Annotated in this window: 15 protein-coding genes; 9 read left to right on the forward strand and 6 right to left on the reverse strand. The window is 60.8% G+C overall.

Annotated features, from left to right (window positions below):
- Positions 1–20: 20 nt before the first annotated feature.
- From KGA82_RS13345 to tldD, 3 genes are all read left to right on the forward strand, one after another.
- Positions 21–3,824 (forward strand): YhdP family protein, encoded by a 3,804-nt coding sequence (locus KGA82_RS13345; protein ID WP_223450683.1) that lies wholly within the window; start codon positions 21–23, stop codon positions 3,822–3,824.
- A 70-nt stretch (positions 3,825–3,894) separates the two neighbouring features.
- Entirely contained in the window at positions 3,895–4,743 is an 849-nt protein-coding gene (locus KGA82_RS13350; RefSeq protein ID WP_223450684.1) for a carbon-nitrogen hydrolase family protein, read from the forward strand.
- A gap of 18 nt (positions 4,744–4,761) precedes the next feature.
- Positions 4,762–6,204, forward strand: a complete 1,443-nt coding sequence (tldD, locus tag KGA82_RS13355) for a metalloprotease TldD (protein ID WP_008037402.1) — start codon at positions 4,762–4,764, stop codon at positions 6,202–6,204.
- 48 nt (positions 6,205–6,252) lie between these two features.
- On the opposite strand, the gene yjgA is transcribed toward tldD, so the two are convergent.
- Complete coding sequence (gene yjgA, locus KGA82_RS13360) at positions 6,253–6,777, reverse strand: ribosome biogenesis factor YjgA (RefSeq protein WP_008026892.1); 525 nt, start codon at positions 6,775–6,777, stop codon at positions 6,253–6,255.
- Positions 6,778–6,885: 108 nt separating this feature from the next.
- On the opposite strand from yjgA, the gene pmbA reads away from it, so the two are divergent.
- From pmbA to KGA82_RS13390, 6 genes are all read left to right on the forward strand, one after another.
- The gene (pmbA, locus tag KGA82_RS13365) at positions 6,886–8,232 is read left to right on the forward strand and encodes a metalloprotease PmbA (RefSeq protein WP_207285276.1); all 1,347 of its coding nucleotides are present in this window, start codon (positions 6,886–6,888) and stop codon (positions 8,230–8,232) included.
- A gap of 240 nt (positions 8,233–8,472) precedes the next feature.
- Entirely contained in the window at positions 8,473–8,880 is a 408-nt protein-coding gene (locus KGA82_RS13370) for a FagA protein (RefSeq protein ID WP_223450686.1), read from the forward strand.
- Positions 8,861–10,237 (forward strand): class II fumarate hydratase, encoded by a 1,377-nt coding sequence (locus KGA82_RS13375; RefSeq protein WP_192227730.1) that lies wholly within the window; start codon positions 8,861–8,863, stop codon positions 10,235–10,237. The genes KGA82_RS13370 and KGA82_RS13375 overlap by 20 nt, the downstream gene beginning before the upstream one ends.
- Positions 10,238–10,264: 27 nt before the next feature.
- Complete coding sequence (locus tag KGA82_RS13380; protein WP_008026901.1) at positions 10,265–10,696, forward strand: hypothetical protein; 432 nt, start codon at positions 10,265–10,267, stop codon at positions 10,694–10,696.
- A gap of 1 nt (position 10,697) precedes the next feature.
- On the forward strand, positions 10,698–11,309 hold the full coding sequence (locus KGA82_RS13385; protein ID WP_223450694.1) for a superoxide dismutase: 612 nt from the start codon (positions 10,698–10,700) through the stop codon (positions 11,307–11,309).
- A gap of 30 nt (positions 11,310–11,339) precedes the next feature.
- A complete protein-coding gene (locus KGA82_RS13390; RefSeq protein WP_223450696.1) occupies positions 11,340–12,233 on the forward strand; it encodes a ZIP family metal transporter in 894 nt (297 codons plus the stop codon).
- A gap of 7 nt (positions 12,234–12,240) precedes the next feature.
- On the opposite strand, the gene KGA82_RS13395 is transcribed toward KGA82_RS13390, so the two are convergent.
- The 5 genes from KGA82_RS13395 to KGA82_RS13415 all read right to left on the reverse strand — a co-directional run bounded on the left by KGA82_RS13395 (position 12,241) and on the right by KGA82_RS13415 (position 15,745).
- Positions 12,241–12,516 (reverse strand): HPr family phosphocarrier protein, encoded by a 276-nt coding sequence (locus KGA82_RS13395; protein ID WP_008037392.1) that lies wholly within the window; start codon positions 12,514–12,516, stop codon positions 12,241–12,243.
- Between the two features lie 15 nt (positions 12,517–12,531).
- The gene (gene rapZ, locus KGA82_RS13400) at positions 12,532–13,389 is read right to left on the reverse strand and encodes an RNase adapter RapZ (RefSeq protein WP_008026911.1); all 858 of its coding nucleotides are present in this window, start codon (positions 13,387–13,389) and stop codon (positions 12,532–12,534) included.
- A gap of 2 nt (positions 13,390–13,391) precedes the next feature.
- A complete protein-coding gene (gene ptsN / locus KGA82_RS13405) occupies positions 13,392–13,856 on the reverse strand; it encodes a PTS IIA-like nitrogen regulatory protein PtsN (protein WP_008026914.1) in 465 nt (154 codons plus the stop codon).
- Between the two features lie 12 nt (positions 13,857–13,868).
- Positions 13,869–14,177, reverse strand: a complete 309-nt coding sequence (gene hpf / locus KGA82_RS13410) for a ribosome hibernation-promoting factor, HPF/YfiA family (RefSeq protein WP_007941242.1) — start codon at positions 14,175–14,177, stop codon at positions 13,869–13,871.
- A 74-nt stretch (positions 14,178–14,251) separates the two neighbouring features.
- Positions 14,252–15,745 carry an RNA polymerase factor sigma-54 gene (locus tag KGA82_RS13415; protein ID WP_032828652.1) on the reverse strand — a complete coding sequence of 498 codons (1,494 nt, stop codon included), beginning with the start codon at positions 15,743–15,745 and terminating at the stop codon, positions 14,252–14,254.
- Positions 15,746–15,921 lie beyond the last annotated feature (176 nt).

Below are 15,921 nucleotides of genomic sequence, written 5' to 3' on the forward strand. Positions count from 1 at the left end.
TGCCATGGGAGCCAACTGACATGGACCGTCTGACACGCATTTTGGCCGCACTGACCCGCTGGGGTCTGGGCCTGTGCGCGTTGGCTTTGGTGATGATGGCGCTTTACGTCAGTCTCGGTCGCGAGCTGGCGCCGCTGGTGGCCGAGTACCGGGCCGAAGTCGAAACCAAAGCCGGTGCTGCCCTGGGCATGCCGCTGCATATCGGTGAGCTGGAAGGCAACTGGAGTGGCTTCGCGCCGATTCTGCTGGCTCACGACGTGATGGTCGGCGAGGGCACCAATGCCCTGCGTCTGGATCAGGTGCGCGCGGTGCCGGACCTCTGGGCCAGCCTGACGGCCCGTGAACTGCGCATCGCTCATCTGGAACTCAACGGTCTGAAGATCAGCCTCAAGGAAGGCGAGGACGGTCATTGGGCGCTGGAAGGCTTGCCGGTGCAGCAGGATCAGCCGCTGGATCCGGAACAACTGCTCAATCGCATGCAGATGGTCCAGCAGTTGTCGGTGCTCGACAGCCAAGTGACCTTGCAGCCACTGGATCACCCGCCGCTGACCTTGACCTACGTTGGCCTGAATCTGAAAACCGGCGTCTCCCGGCAGCGACTCGACGCACGGCTGACCCTGCCCGACGGCCAGCCGGTTGCCATGAGCGTGCGCACCCGCATTAGCGCCAGTCAGTGGCAGGACGGTGCAGCGGATGCGTACCTGAGCCTGCCGCAAAGCGACTGGTCGAAATGGCTGCCCGAGCGTGTGACCCAGCAATGGAATTTTTCCGAGATCAAGGCCGGTGGCGAGCTTTGGATCAACTGGAGCAAAGGCGCTCTGCAAAGCGCCGCGATCCGCTTGAACGCGCCGCAACTCAAGGGCGCCTACGCCGAGCGCAAGCCGATCCAGATCAACAACCTGGCGCTCAACAGTTATTTCCAGCGCAGTGCCGAAGGCTTTCTGGTGACGGTGGACTCGCTGTCCATGAACTTCGGTGAGACCCGCTGGGAATCGCACCTGCAACTCAAACAGAGCCTGGCCACCGACACGACCGAAGAGCTCTGGCATCTGCAAGCCGACCGCCTCGACCTCACCCCGCTGACTCCGCTGCTGAATGCCTTGGGGCCATTGCCCGAAGGCCTCGCCACCGCCGTCGAGCGGCTCAAGGTGACGGGTGGTTTGCGTAACGTGCTGGTCGACATCCGGCCCAACGCCACCGACGACAGCAAGGTCAGTTTTGCCGCCAACCTCGACCGGGTCGGCTTTGATGCCTATCACGGCGCCCCGGCAGCGCGGAATGTCAGCGGCAGCATCAGCGGTGATCTGGGGCACGGCGAACTGCGCATGGACAGCAAGGATTTTTCCCTGCACCTGGACCCGATTTTCGCCAAGCCATGGCAATACATTCAGGCCAACGCCCGTTTGACCTGGAAGCTCGACAAAGAAGGTTTCACCCTGATCGCGCCGTACCTGAAGGTGCTGGGCGAAGAGGGCAAGATTGCCGGCGACTTCCTGATCCGCCTGCATTTCGATCACACCCAGGAAGACTACATGGACCTGCGGGTCGGCCTGGTGGAGGGCGATGGCAAGTACACCGCCAAGTACCTGCCCGAAGTGCTCAGCCCGGCGCTGGACGAATGGTTGCGTACGGCGATTCTCAAGGGCGCGGTAGACCAGGGCTTCTTCCAGTATCAGGGCTCGCTGAACCATGGCGCCGCCGACACCGCGCGCAGCATCAGCCTGTTCTTCAAAGTGCACGATGCCGAGCTGGCGTTCCAGCCGGGCTGGCCGCATGTCAGCAAGGTCACTGGCGACGTGTTCATCGAAGACAGTGGCGTGCGGATTCTGGCCAGCAAAGGTCAGTTGCTCGACACACAAGTCAGCGATATTTACGTCAATATTCCCCACGCGCCCGCCGGGCAAAACCCTCACCTGTTGCTCGATGGTGCTTTCGCTGGCGGGTTGGGCGATGGCCTGAAAATTCTCCAGGAAGCGCCGATCGGCACCGCCGCCACCTTCGCCGGATGGGAAGGCGAGGGCGAGCTGAAGGGCAAGCTGAAACTGGATATTCCGCTGGCCAAAGGCGAACAGCCGAATATCCTCGTCGACTTCAAGACCGCCAAGGCGCGCTTGAAACTGGCCGAGCCAGTCCTTGAACTGACTCAGTTGAAGGGCGATTTCCGCTTCGACAGCACCAAAGGCTTGAGTGGGCAGAACATCACCGCTCGTGCCTTTGACAAACCCGTCACCGCACAGATTTTCGCCGATGGCAGTCCAGGCGACATCAAGACGCGCGTCACCGCTTCCGGCCAGGTCGAGGTCAAAAAGCTGACTGATTGGCTGAGTGTCACGCAGCCGTTGCCGGTCTCTGGTTTGATCCCGTATCAGTTGCAACTGAACCTGGATGGCGCAGACAGCCAGTTGATGGTCAATTCCAGCCTCAAAGGTGTGGCCGTCGATTTGCCGGCCCCGTTCGGCATGGCGGCCGATGTGGGGCGTGACACGACGTTCCGCATGACCCTGCAAGGGCCGGAACGGCGTTACTGGGTCAAGTACGGCGAATTGGCCAGCTTCACGTTTGCAGCGCCGGCCGGCAGTTTTGCCGACGGTCGCGGTGAACTGTTCCTCGGTGGTGGCGATGCCGTATTGCCAGGCGGCAAAGGCCTGCGGGTGCGCGGCGTGCTGTCGGAGCTGGATGTCGGCCCGTGGAAGGATCTGGTGGACAAGTATGCCGGCCAGGATCCGGGCGGCAGCGCCAAGCAGTTGCTCAGCGGTGCGGATTTCAAGGTCGGCAAGCTCAGCGGCATCGGTACCACGCTTGATCAGGCCTCGGTGCAGTTGAACCGCAAGCCGAGTGCGTGGGCCCTGCAACTCGACAGCCAACAGGTCAAGGGCACCGCCGGTATCCCCGATGCGAAAGCCGCACCGATTGCGATCAATCTGCAATACGTGCGTTTGCCGGCACCGGACCCAACGGTTTTGGCCGATGAAAATTCGCCGGATCCATTGGCTTCCGTGGATCCGACGAAGATCCCGGCGCTGGATATCACCATCAATCAACTGTTCCAGGGGCAGGACCTGGTCGGGGGCTGGTCGCTGAAAGTGCGTCCGACCGCCAAAGGCATAGCGCTCAATACGCTGGATCTGGGCCTCAAGGGCCTTCTGTTGCAGGGCAGCGGTGGCTGGGAAGGCGCGCCCGGTGCTTCCACCAGTTGGTACAAGGGCCGGGTCAGCGGCAAAAATCTGGCGGATGTGCTGAAAGGCTGGGGCTTTGCGCCCAGTGTCACCAGCGAAGAGTTTCATATGGATGTCGACGGTCGCTGGCCCGGTTCACCGGCCTGGCTGGCCACCAAGCGCTTCTCCGGGACGCTTGATGCGTCGCTGAACAAAGGCCAGTTCGTTGAAGTCGAGGGTGGCGCTCAGGCGTTGCGGGTGTTTGGCCTGCTCAACTTCAACTCCATCGGCCGGCGCTTGCGGCTGGACTTCTCCGATCTGTTTGGCAAAGGCTTGAGTTACGACCGGGTCAAAGGCCTGCTGGTCGGGACCAACGGCGTTTACGTGACCCGTGAGCCGATTCTGCTGACCGGTCCGTCGAGCAATGTCGAGCTCAATGGCACGCTGGACCTGGTGGGTGATCAGATCGATGCGAAACTGCTGGTGACCTTGCCGGTTACCAACAACTTGCCGATTGCCGCGCTGATTGTCGGTGCACCGGCCATCGGTGGGGCGCTGTTCCTGATCGACAAGCTGATCGGTGACCGCGTGGCACGTTTCGCCAGCGTGAAATACACCGTCAAAGGCCCGTGGAAAGAGCCGAAAATCACCTTCGACAAACCTTTTTGACGCGCTTTTTCAGAACCCACACGCCAGGCCTATGGAGTAGCATGGACGCCTGTCTATTCAGGAGCGCGCCATGTCTTTTGCGGTGATTCAAATGGTCAGCCAGAGCGACGTGCTGGCCAATCTGGCCCAGGCCCGTCGGCTGCTTGAACAAGCGGCCGTCGGGGGCGCAAAGCTTGCCGTGCTGCCGGAAAACTTCGCCGCCATGGGCCGACGCGACATCGCTGACATCGGCCGCGCCGAGGCGTTGGGCGAAGGTCCGATCCTGCCCTGGTTGAAACAGACCGCCCGCGACCTCAAGTTATGGATAGTGGCCGGCACATTGCCGTTGCCGCCGGCGGATCAGCCAGCGGCGAAAGTGCATGCCTGCTCGCTGCTGGTCAATGATCAGGGCGAAACGGTGGCACGCTACGACAAGCTGCATTTGTTCGACGTGGACGTGGCGGACAACCGTGGGCGGTATCGTGAGTCCGATGACTATGCTTATGGCAGTGGCGTGGTGGTCGCGGACACGCCCGTCGGTCGAGTCGGCCTGACGGTCTGTTACGACCTGCGCTTCCCCGAGTTGTACAGCGAATTGCGCGCTGCCGGGGCGGAGTTGATTACCGCGCCGTCGGCCTTTACCGCAGTGACCGGCGCGGCGCATTGGGATGTGCTGATTCGTGCGCGGGCCATTGAGACCCAGTGTTACGTGCTCGCGGCTGCCCAGGGTGGAACGCATCCGGGGCCGCGAGAAACCTGGGGGCATGCCGCAATTGTCGACCCGTGGGGTCGAGTGCTGGTGCAACAGGATCAAGGCGAGGCCGTGCTGCTGGCCGAACGCGATAGCAGCGAACAGGCGTCCATCCGGGCGCGGATGCCGGTGTCCAGTCACCGGCGCTTTTTCTCGCAGGGCGCCCGGCGACCTGCCTCAGAACGATGAATTTAAGGCGTAAAGCATATGAGCGAGTTGTTGTCCTCAGTCAGTGAACACCTCCTGGCGCCCGGCGGCGTTACCATCGAAAGCCTGCAAGGTGTGCTCGGCGATCTGGCCGGCCCGGGCATCGATGCCGCCGACCTGTATTTCCAGGGGCAGATTTCCGAGTCCTGGGCGCTGGAAGACGGCATCGTCAAGGAAGGCAGTTTCAACCTTGACCAGGGCGTTGGCGTGCGCGCGCAATCGGGTGAGAAAACCGGTTTTGCCTACAGCAATGCCATTACCCTCGAAGCCCTTGGCGCTGCGGCCCGTGCTGCGCGCTCGATCTCCCGCGCCGGGCAGAACGGCACGGTGCAGGCCTTCACCACCCAGGACGTCGCCCAGTTGTACGGGCCGGACAACCCGCTGGAAGTGATGACCCGCGCCGAGAAAGTCGAACTGCTCAAACGCATCGACGTCGCCACCCGCGCTCTCGACCCGCGTATCCAGCAAGTCACGGTGAGCATGGCTGGCGTCTGGGAACGCATTCTTGTCGCTTCGACCGACGGCAGCCTGGCAGCGGATGTGCGGCCGCTGGTGCGCTTCAACGTCAGCGTCATCGTCGAGCAGAACGGTCGTCGCGAGCGCGGCGGCCATGGCGGCGGCGGGCGTACCGATTACCGTTATTTCCTCAGCGACGACCGCGCCATGGGCTACGCCCGTGAAGCGTTGCGTCAGGCGCTGGTCAACCTCGAAGCCATTCCGGCACCGGCCGGTACGTTGCCGGTGGTGTTGGGTTCGGGCTGGTCCGGCGTGTTGCTGCACGAAGCGGTCGGTCACGGTCTGGAAGGCGATTTCAACCGCAAGGGCAGCTCCGCTTACAGTGGTCGTATGGGCGAGATGGTTGCGTCCAAGCTCTGCACCATCGTCGATGACGGCACGCTGGCCGGTCGTCGCGGTTCGTTGAGCGTCGACGACGAAGGCACCCCGACCGAGTGCACCACGCTGATCGAAAACGGCGTACTCAAAGGCTACATGCAGGACAAGCTCAACGCGCGCCTGATGGGCGTCGCCCGCACCGGTAACGGTCGCCGAGAGTCCTACGCGCACCTGCCAATGCCACGCATGACCAATACCTACATGCTGGCGGGCGAAAGCGATCCGGCGGAAATCATCGCGTCAGTGAAGCGCGGCATCTACTGCGCCAACCTTGGCGGCGGTCAGGTGGACATCACCAGCGGCAAGTTCGTGTTCTCCACCAGCGAGGCGTACCTGATCGAAGACGGCAAGATTACGGCGCCGGTCAAAGGCGCAACGTTGATCGGCAACGGGCCTGAAGCGATGAGCAAGGTGTCGATGGTCGGTAATGACCTGGCGCTGGACAGCGGCGTGGGCACGTGCGGCAAGGATGGGCAGTCGGTGCCGGTGGGTGTCGGCCAGCCAACGCTGAAAATCGATGCGATCACTGTGGGTGGTACAGGATCGTAAGGGATGGAGCTTCGGGTGAGCCGCGTGGCGACTCACCCGAGAAGAGATTCAACGCAGACCGCGTTGAGTCTCGTCCAGCTCACGGATGTACTTGAAGATTTTACGGCTCGATGCCGGTGGCTTGTTGGTCGCCAGTTCGTGCTGGGCCTGACGGATCAGGGAGCGCAACTGCTGACGATCAGCCTCCGGGTAGTCGAGCACGAACTTCTCCAGGACTGCATCGTCGCCCGCGATCAAGCGATCGCGCCAGCGTTCCAGGCCATGGAAACGTTCGTTGTACTGCCGGGTGGAGGCATCGAGTTGATCGAGCAAAGTCAGAATGGCGTCAGTGTCCTGATCGCGCATCAGTTTGCCGATGAACATAAGGTGCCGTTTACGCGCGATATTCGCGGTGTGCTTGGGCGCATCGCCCAGAGCCCGGCGCAGAGCGTCGGTCAACGGGAGTTTTGCCAGCAAGTCAGGCTTGAGCGTTGTAAGGCGTTCGCCGAGGTCAACCAGAGCATGCAGCTCGCGTTTAACCTGGGATTTGCTTTTTTCTCCCGTATCGAGGGAGTCGTCGTAAGAATCAACCATGGTGGCCGTCCGCAAAGAAACGCCGCCATGATAACCAGTCGGGGGCCGCTTGTCCGGCCCGGTCGCTCGAAGGCCTTTACCGAAAGCAGAATTTGAGTGGAGAACAGCATGAGTGCAGTTGAAAGCGTCGGCCCACAAGCGTTGCCGGCACTGCAAGAACAAGTCGAGCAGATCATCGCTGAAGCCAAGCGTCAGGGCGCCAGTGCCTGTGAAGTGGCGGTGTCCCTGGAGCAGGGCCTGTCCACATCGGTGCGTCAGCGCGAGGTCGAAACCGTCGAATTCAACCGCGATCAGGGCTTTGGCATCACCTTGTACGTCGGGCAGCGCAAGGGCTCGGCCAGCACGTCGGCCAGCGGTCCTGAAGCGATTCGTGAAACCGTCGCTGCGGCACTGGCCATCGCTAAACACACCTCCGAAGACGAAGCCGCCGGCCTGGCGGATGCCGCGCTGATGGCCAAGGATCTGCAGGATTTCGACCTGTTCCATCAGTGGGACATCACACCGGAACAAGCCATCGAGATGGCCCTGAGCTGTGAAGCTGCGGCATTTGCCACCGACAGCCGGATCAAGAACGCCGACGGCACCACCCTCAGCACGCATCAGGGCTGCCGCGTTTACGGCAACAGCCACGGTTTTATCGGCGGCTATGCATCGACTCGTCATAGCTTGAGCTGCGTCATGATCGCCGAAGCCGACGGCCAGATGCAGCGTGATTACTGGTACGACGTCAATCGCCAGGGCAACTTGCTGGCCGACCCGGCGAGCATCGGCCAGCGTGCCGCGCAGCGGGCGGCGAGCCGACTGGGTGCACGTCCGGTGCCGACCTGTGAAGTGCCGGTATTGTTTTCCGCTGAGCTGGCCGGTGGCTTGTTCGGCAGTTTCCTTTCGGCGATTTCCGGCGGCAGTCTGTATCGCAAATCGTCGTTCCTTGAAGGCACCTTGGGTCAGAAGCTGTTCCCGGAATGGCTGACCATCGATGAGCGTCCGCATTTGATGCGCGCGATGGGCAGTTCGGCGTTTGACGGCGATGGCCTGGCGACCTACGCCAAACCGTTCGTCGAAAAAGGCGAGTTGGTGTCCTACATCCTCGGCACCTATTCCGGTCGCAAACTCGGCATGCCGAGCACGGCCAACGCCGGTGGCGTGCACAACCTGTTCGTCACCCATGGCGATGAAGATCAGGCGGCGTTGCTGCGCCGCATGGGCCGTGGCTTGCTGGTCACCGAGCTGATGGGCCAGGGCCTGAACATGGTCACGGGCGATTACTCCCGTGGCGCGGCGGGTTACTGGGTCGAGAATGGCGAAATCCAGTTCGCCGTCCAGGAAGTGACCATCGCCGGCAACATGCGCGACATGTTCAAGCAGATCATTGCGGTGGGTAACGACCTGGAATTGCGCAGCAACATTCGCACGGGTTCGGTGCTGATCGAGCGGATGACAGTCGCAGGCAGCTAACCCGCGACCGCTACACAAAAGGCGCGTCACCCATCGGGTGGCGCGCCTTTTTTTGTGCCCGCATAACACACCTGTAGGAGCCGGCTTGCTGGCGATTGCGGTCAATCAGTCGACATCGATGTTGAATGCCAGATCGCAATCGTCAGCAAGCCGGCTCCAACAAGGGACCACACCCTTGGGCTTGTGTTGGTTCTCATTATCATCTAATAATAAATCTCATTACCGAATGAGCCCCGGATCATGAGTTCTGCCTTGCACGAGCAGCCTTACCTCGAAAGCTGGCGCTGGATGAGTCGCCAGATCCGTTGCGGGATGGACCCTGACGAGCCGCGCCTGATCGACCACTACCTGGCCGAAGGCCGGTATCTGGCGTGTTGCACGGCGACTTCACCCTGGACCATCGCCGAAACCTCTTTCCGTTTATTGCTCGACACCGCCGCAGACGTCGCGCTGCCCTGGCACTGGCGAACCTATTGCCTGGACCAGGCATGGCGCCCGTTGCGCGAACTCGAACGCCTCTCTCTGTGCAAATGCCGCCTCAAGCGCTGGCAAAGCTACACCTGGCAACTGGCGACCTGCGAGTTGCAGCCTTCGATTCCTCTCATAGAACTGGTGCAAGGACTTTCTGATGACCAAGACACGTATTGAGCGCGACAGCATGGGCGAGCTTCAGGTCCCGGTGGACGCCCTCTACGGCGCACAGACCCAGCGTGCGGTGAACAACTTCCCGATCAGCGGCAAGCCGATGCCCGTGCAGTTCATCCGTGCGCTGATCCTGGCCAAGGCCGCTGCCGCCCGCGCCAACGTCGAACTCAAGCAGATCAGCGAATCCCAGGGCAATGCCATCGTCGAAGCGGCGTTGGGTTTGCTCAAGGACGACTTCATGCAGCACTTCCCGGTGGATATTTTCCAGACCGGTTCCGGCACCAGTTCCAACATGAACGCCAACGAAGTGATTGCCACGCTGGCGAGCCGACTGCTTGGCGAGCCGGTGAACCCCAACGATCACGTCAACTGCGGGCAGAGCAGCAACGACATCATCCCGACCACCATCCACGTCAGCGCTGCGCTGGCATTGCATGAGCAATTGCTGCCGGCATTGGTGCGCTTGGTGCAGGTGATCGAGCAAAAGGCTGAAGAGGTTCACCACCACGTCAAAACCGGTCGCACTCACTTGATGGATGCGATGCCGGTGCGCATGAGCCAGGTGCTCAACGGTTGGGCGCAACAGCTCAAAGCCAACATCGGCCATCTGCAGGATCTGCTGCCGAGCCTGCAATCTCTGGCTCAGGGTGGCACGGCGGTGGGCACCGGTATCAATGCGCACCCTGAATTTGCCGGGCTTTTCAGCCAGCAGTTGAGCAAGTTGACTCAGGTGCAATTCACGCCGGGCACAGATCTGTTTGCACTGATCGGCTCTCAGGACACCGCCGTTGCGGTTTCCGGGCAGCTGAAAACCACCGCTGTCTCGCTGATGAAAATCGCCAACGACCTGCGCTGGATGAACTCCGGCCCGCTGGCCGGCCTCGGTGAAATCGAACTCGAAGCCTTGCAGCCGGGCTCGTCGATCATGCCCGGCAAGGTCAACCCGGTGATCCCGGAAGCCACCGCGATGGTCGCCGCCCAGGTGATCGGCAATGACACGGTGATCACCATCGCCGGTCAGTCGGGCAATTTCGAGCTGAACGTGATGCTGCCGATCATCGCCCAGAACCTGCTGAGCAGCATCGAATTGCTGGCCAACTCCAGCCACCTCTTGGGTGAAAAGGCTATCGCCAGTTTCAAGGTGAACGAAGCCAGGCTCAAGGAAGCGCTGTCGCGCAACCCGATACTGGTCACGGCACTCAACCCGATCATTGGTTACCAAAAAGCTGCGGAGATCGCCAAGAAGGCTTATCAGCAGGGCCGGCCGGTGATCGATGTCGCTCTGGAGCACACCGAACTGTCGCGCAGCCAACTGGAAGAGTTGCTCAATCCGGAAAAGCTCACCGCAGGCGGCGTGTAATCACCGCAACCGCTTAGGAGGCTCACCATGGAGCACTGGAAACGCACGATCGAAAGGGCAAACCGTTGTTTCATGCTGGGCGAATACGTCGATGCCCGCGAGGCGTACTTGCAGGCATTGGCCCTGGCCCAGGTGTTGTTCGAGCGCTGGGCGGATGCCGACGAAGCGGTGGCGGCCTGCGTCATTTCCCATCACAACCTCGCGGACCTGCATTTGCGTCTGAACCAGCCGGAGGAGAGCGCCGAATACCTGTGCGCCATCCACCAGCGCTTGTTGAAGACCATGCAGGACCCGCGACTGGCGCCGGCATTGCGTGAAGCCGCACTGCGTCAGAGCAGCAAAACCTACGTCGAACTGCTGAATTTCATCAGCGAGCATGGCGAATACCCGCGCACTCATCGTTTGCTGCACGTCGATGCCGCGTCGCCCCCTGCGCCTCTACATCACGGAGTCCACTGAAATGGCTTTTAGCTTGCCTGCCTTGCCGTATGCCTACGATGCCCTGGAACCGCACATCGATGCGCAGACCATGGAAATCCACTACACCAAGCATCACCAGACTTACATCAATAACCTCAACGCGGCTGTCGAAGGCACCGAGTTCGCCGAGTGGCCGGTGGAAAAACTGGTGGCAGCAGTCCAGCAACTGCCGGAAAAGCTCCGCGCGGCGGTGATCAATCAGGGCGGCGGTCACGCCAACCACTCGCTGTTCTGGGAAGTGATGGTGCCCAACGGCGGCGGTCAGCCGGACGGTGAGCTGGCCAAGGCCATCGAAGACCAGTTGGGTGGCCTCGACCGTTTCAAGGAGGCCTTCACCAAAGCCGCGCTGACCCGTTTCGGCAGTGGCTGGGCCTGGCTGAGTGTGACGCCGCAAAAGACGCTGGTCGTTGAAAGCAGCGGCAACCAGGACAGTCCCTTGATGAGCGGCAATACGCCGATTCTGGGGCTGGATGTCTGGGAGCATGCCTATTACCTGCAGTATCAAAACCGCCGGCCGGAATACATCAACGCTTTTTACAACGTGATCAATTGGCCCGAAGTCGCTGCGCGCTATCAGGCTGCACTGGTTTAAGTCTTCTATAAAAACAATCCTGGGCGGGCTATGGGCACTGAAACACTGGCGATCGGAAGTGGACGAATGTTTCGTTACGCGTTTGGGTCGCTGTTACTACTGGCGGGCATGAGCCTGTTGGTTGCGCATGGGCTCGCGTGGCTGGACCTTGAGCCGAAACTGCTGCGTGCGTTGCAGGGCGGGGCCATTTGCGCCTTGGGCACGGCCTTGGGCGCGGTGCCGGTGCTGGTGATTCGACGCATGCCCCAGGCGGTCAGCGATACGCTGCTCGGCTTCGGTGCCGGGGTGATGCTCGCGGCGACGGCGTTTTCGCTGATCGTGCCGGGCATTGCCGCCGCTGAAAGCCTGGGGCTGACACCCTGGGCGGCCAGCGGTCTGATCAGTTTCGGCATCATGCTTGGCGCGTTCGGGCTGTATCTGGTGGATCGAAAGGTTTCCGGCGCCTCACCGGAAATGCTCGTCGGCACGCTGGAGCGGCCGGTCATTGCGCCACGGATCTGGTTGTTCGTGTTTGCCATCATTGCCCATAACATTCCCGAAGGCATGGCGGTCGGTGTCTCGGCGGGTGGCGGCATGCCCGACGCCGACAGCCTGGCCATGGGCATCGCCTTGCAGGATGTGCCGGAAGGATTGGTCATTGCGTTGGTGTTGGCCGGGGCAGGGATGTCGCGGGTCAAGGCGTTCCTGATCGGGGCAGCATCAGGCTTGGTCGAGCCGGTCTTCGCACTGTTGTGCGCCTGGCTGGTGAGCCTGGCCGAACTGCTGTTGCCATTGGGCCTGGCGCTCGCGGCCGGGGCCATGTTGCTGGTGGTCACGCACGAAGTCATCCCCGAGTCGCGCCGCCATGGTCACGACAAGCTGGCCAGCCTTGGGCTGCTGATCGGGTTTTGTTTGATGATGGTGATGGATGCAGCGCTCGCCTAGGCGAGCGTTATTCGCCTTCGTCGAAGTAACGGTTGATCAAGTCTGTCAGCGCATCCAGCGCTCTTTGCTCGTCTTCGCCTTCGGTGCTGATATAGATTTTGGTGCCTTTGCCTGCAGCGAGCATCATCATTGCCATGATGCTTTTGCCGTCGACCGTTGATTCCGGCGTTCGTCCGACTCTGATCGTGCAGTCTTTGAACTCGCCGGCGACACCAACGAATTTGGCGGAAGCACGGGCATGCAGACCCAGCTTGTTGATGATTTCGATTTCCAGAGCAGGCATCGCGATGTGAATCCTTTAGCTGAGGTCGCGGTGGCGGACCTGGACGTTCTTCAGGGTTTTTTGCAGGGCCTGACCCAGACGTTCGGTCAGATAGACGGAGCGGTGATGCCCGCCGGTGCAGCCGATGGCAATGGTGACATAAGCGCGGTTGCTGGCGGCAAAGCGCGGCAGCCATTTGAGCAGGTACGTGGAGATGTCCTGGAACATCTCTTCGACGTCCGGCTGGGCGGCCAGATACGTGGCAACCGGTTCATCAAGCCCGGACTGATCGCGTAGCTCGGGCTTCCAATAGGGGTTCGGCAGGCAGCGCACGTCGAACACCAGGTCGGCGTCCACCGGCATGCCGCGCTTGAATCCGAACGACTCCACCAAAAACGCAGTACCGGGTTCCGGCTGGTTCAGCAGGCGCAACTTGATGGTATCGCGCAGCTGATACAGGTTCAGGTTGGTGGTGATGACCTTGAGATCGGCGAGGTCGGCAATCGGCCCGAGCAGGCTGGTTTCGTCGTTGATCGCCTCGGCCAGCGAGCGATTGGCGCTGCTCAGCGGGTGACGACGGCGAGTTTCCGAAAAACGTTTCAGCAAGGTTTCTTCGTCGGCGTCCAGGTACAGGACGTCGCACTGGATATGCCGGCTGCGAACTTCTTCGAGCAGTTCCGGAAACCGGCTCAGGTGGCTCGGCAGGTTGCGCGCATCAATAGAGACGGCAACCAGCGGTTGCGCCAGTTCGGTGTGGATCAGCGCGCGTTCAGCCAGTTCCGGCAACAATCCGGCGGGCAGGTTGTCGATGCAGTAATAGCCGTTGTCCTCGAGAACATCGAGCGCGGTGCTTTTACCTGAGCCGGAACGGCCACTGACGATGATCAAGCGCATGATTAGTGCCCGTTTTGCTCGTCCAGGACAACCTGATACAAGGCTTCATTGCTCGGGGCGCTACGCAGGCGATCGCGGACTTCCTTGCGATCGAGCATGCTGGCGATCTGGCGGAGCAATTCAAGGTGCGCATCGGTAGCGGCTTCGGGGACCAGCAGGACGAACAGCAGGTCAACCGGAGCACCGTCGATGGCGTCGAAATCGATGGGGGCGTCCAGGTGCATCAAGGCACTGATGGGCGAGGTGCAACCTTTCAGCCGGCAGTGAGGGATAGCGATGCCGTTGCCAAAACCGGTCGAGCCGAGTTTTTCACGGGCAATCAACGCCTCGAAGACATCTTGCATCTCCAGATCCGGCACTTCCCGGGCGATCAGGTTGGCAATTTGCTCGAGGGCTTTCTTTTTGCTGCCGCCCGGCACGTTCACGAGGGAACGGCCGGGGGTCAGGATGCTTTCAAGTCGGATCATGGGTTGGGAGTGTTAACGACCGGTCGCGCCCTGGAGGAGGCTCTGGGTCTTTTCCTTATGCTTTTTGAGTTGTTTATCCAGCTTGTCGGTCAATGCGTCGATCGCCGCGTACATATCGGTATGTTCCGCGTTGGCGACCACTTCATTGCCGGGAATATGCAGCGTGGCTTCGATTTTCTGCTTCAGCTTTTCGACCGTCATCGTGACCTGCACGTTGGTGATCTTGTCGAAATGCCTCTCTAACCGTTCGAGTTTTTCGCCGATGTAGGTGCGAAGAGGTTCGGTCACTTCCAGTTGGTGTCCACTGATGTTGACTTGCATACAGCTTCTCCTTCGTTGCCAGTGCATAAAGCGGTAGACCAGATGATCTACCACTGGAACGCTGTGGCGTGGCTCTACATCAACCGCTTGCGTTCGCTCGAAGGCGCGATCCCGAGGGATTCGCGGTACTTGGCGACGGTGCGGCGAGCCACCTGAATGCCTTGTGCCTCCAGTAAACCAGCGATCTTGCTGTCACTCAACGGCTTTTTCTGATTTTCCGCGGCAACCAGTTTTTTGATGATCGCGCGGATCGCCGTGGACGAGCATTCACCGCCTTCGGAGGTGCTGACGTGGCTGGAGAAAAAGTATTTCAGCTCATATATGCCCCGGGGGGTATGCATGAATTTTTGTGTGGTTACGCGGGAAATCGTCGACTCGTGCATGCCCACCGCTTCGGCGATGTCATGCAGCACCAGCGGCTTCATCGCTTCGTCGCCGTATTCCAGAAAACCGCGCTGATGCTCGACGATCTGGGTGGCAACTTTCATCAGGGTTTCGTTGCGGCTTTGCAGGCTCTTGATGAACCAGCGGGCCTCTTGCAACTGATTGCGCATGAAGGTGTTGTCGGCACTGGTGTCGGCGCGGCGCACAAAACCGGCGTATTGGGCGTTGACCCGCAGCCGTGGCACCGATTCCTGGTTCAGCTCGACCAGCCAGCGCTCGTTGTCCTTGCGCACGATCACGTCGGGGACGACGTACTCGGCTTCGCTGGATTCGATCTGCGAGCCAGGGCGCGGGTTGAGGCTCTGAACCAGTTCGATCACCTGGCGCAGTTCATCTTCCTTGAGCTTCATGCGGCGCATCAGCTGGCTGTAGTCGCGGCTGCCGAGCAGGTCGATGTAATCGGTGACCAGGCGCTTGGCCTCGGCCAGCCAAGGTGTCTTGGCAGGGAGTTGGCGCAATTGCAGCAGCAGGCATTCACCCAGGTTGCGGGCGCCGATGCCGGCGGGTTCGAATTGCTGGATACGATGCAGGACGGCTTCGATTTCATCCAGTTCGATGTCGAGTTCCGGATCGAAGGCTTCGAGGATTTCCTCAAGGGTTTCGTCCAGGTAGCCCTGATTGTTGATGCAGTCGATCAGGGTCACGGCGATCAGGCGATCGGTGTCGGACATCGGCGCGAGGTTCAGTTGCCACAGCAGGTGGCTTTGCAGGCTCTCACCGGCGGATGTACGGGTAGTGAAATCCCACTCGTCGTCATCGTTGCTTGGCAGGCTGCTGGCGCTGGTCTGGTAGACGTCTTCCCAGGCGGTGTCGACGGGCAGTTCGTTGGGAATGCGCTCGTTCCAGTCACCTTCCTCGAGGTTGTCCACCGTCGGGGCGGTTTCCTGATAGGAGGGTTCTGAAACGTCGGCGTTGGGTTGCTGTTCGGCTTTGTCGGCCAAGGGGTCGGCGTTATCGAAGTCGTCGCCTTCTTCCTGGCGTTCGAGCATCGGATTGGACTCCAGGGCCTCCTGGATTTCCTGTTGCAGGTCCAGGGTCGACAATTGGAGCAGGCGGATGGCCTGTTGCAGCTGCGGTGTCATCGTCAGCTGCTGGCCCATTCTCAAGACTAGCGATGGTTTCATGGCAGGGGCTAAACACCTTATTCGCCGGCGCACATGCGCCATCCACTACAGGGCGCCGAAGCGCCAAACATAAGCAAATTATATGCCCGAAACCGTAGCGTTTGCCTAGAGCGCTGTAACAATAAAAAAGTATTGATTTTTTATCGAGACAAGCGCTCGGGCAGCCAGCCAGACAC

Source organism: Pseudomonas sp. BF-RE-22 (assembly GCF_019956155.1).
Classification (GTDB): domain Bacteria; phylum Pseudomonadota; class Gammaproteobacteria; order Pseudomonadales; family Pseudomonadaceae; genus Aquipseudomonas; species Aquipseudomonas migulae.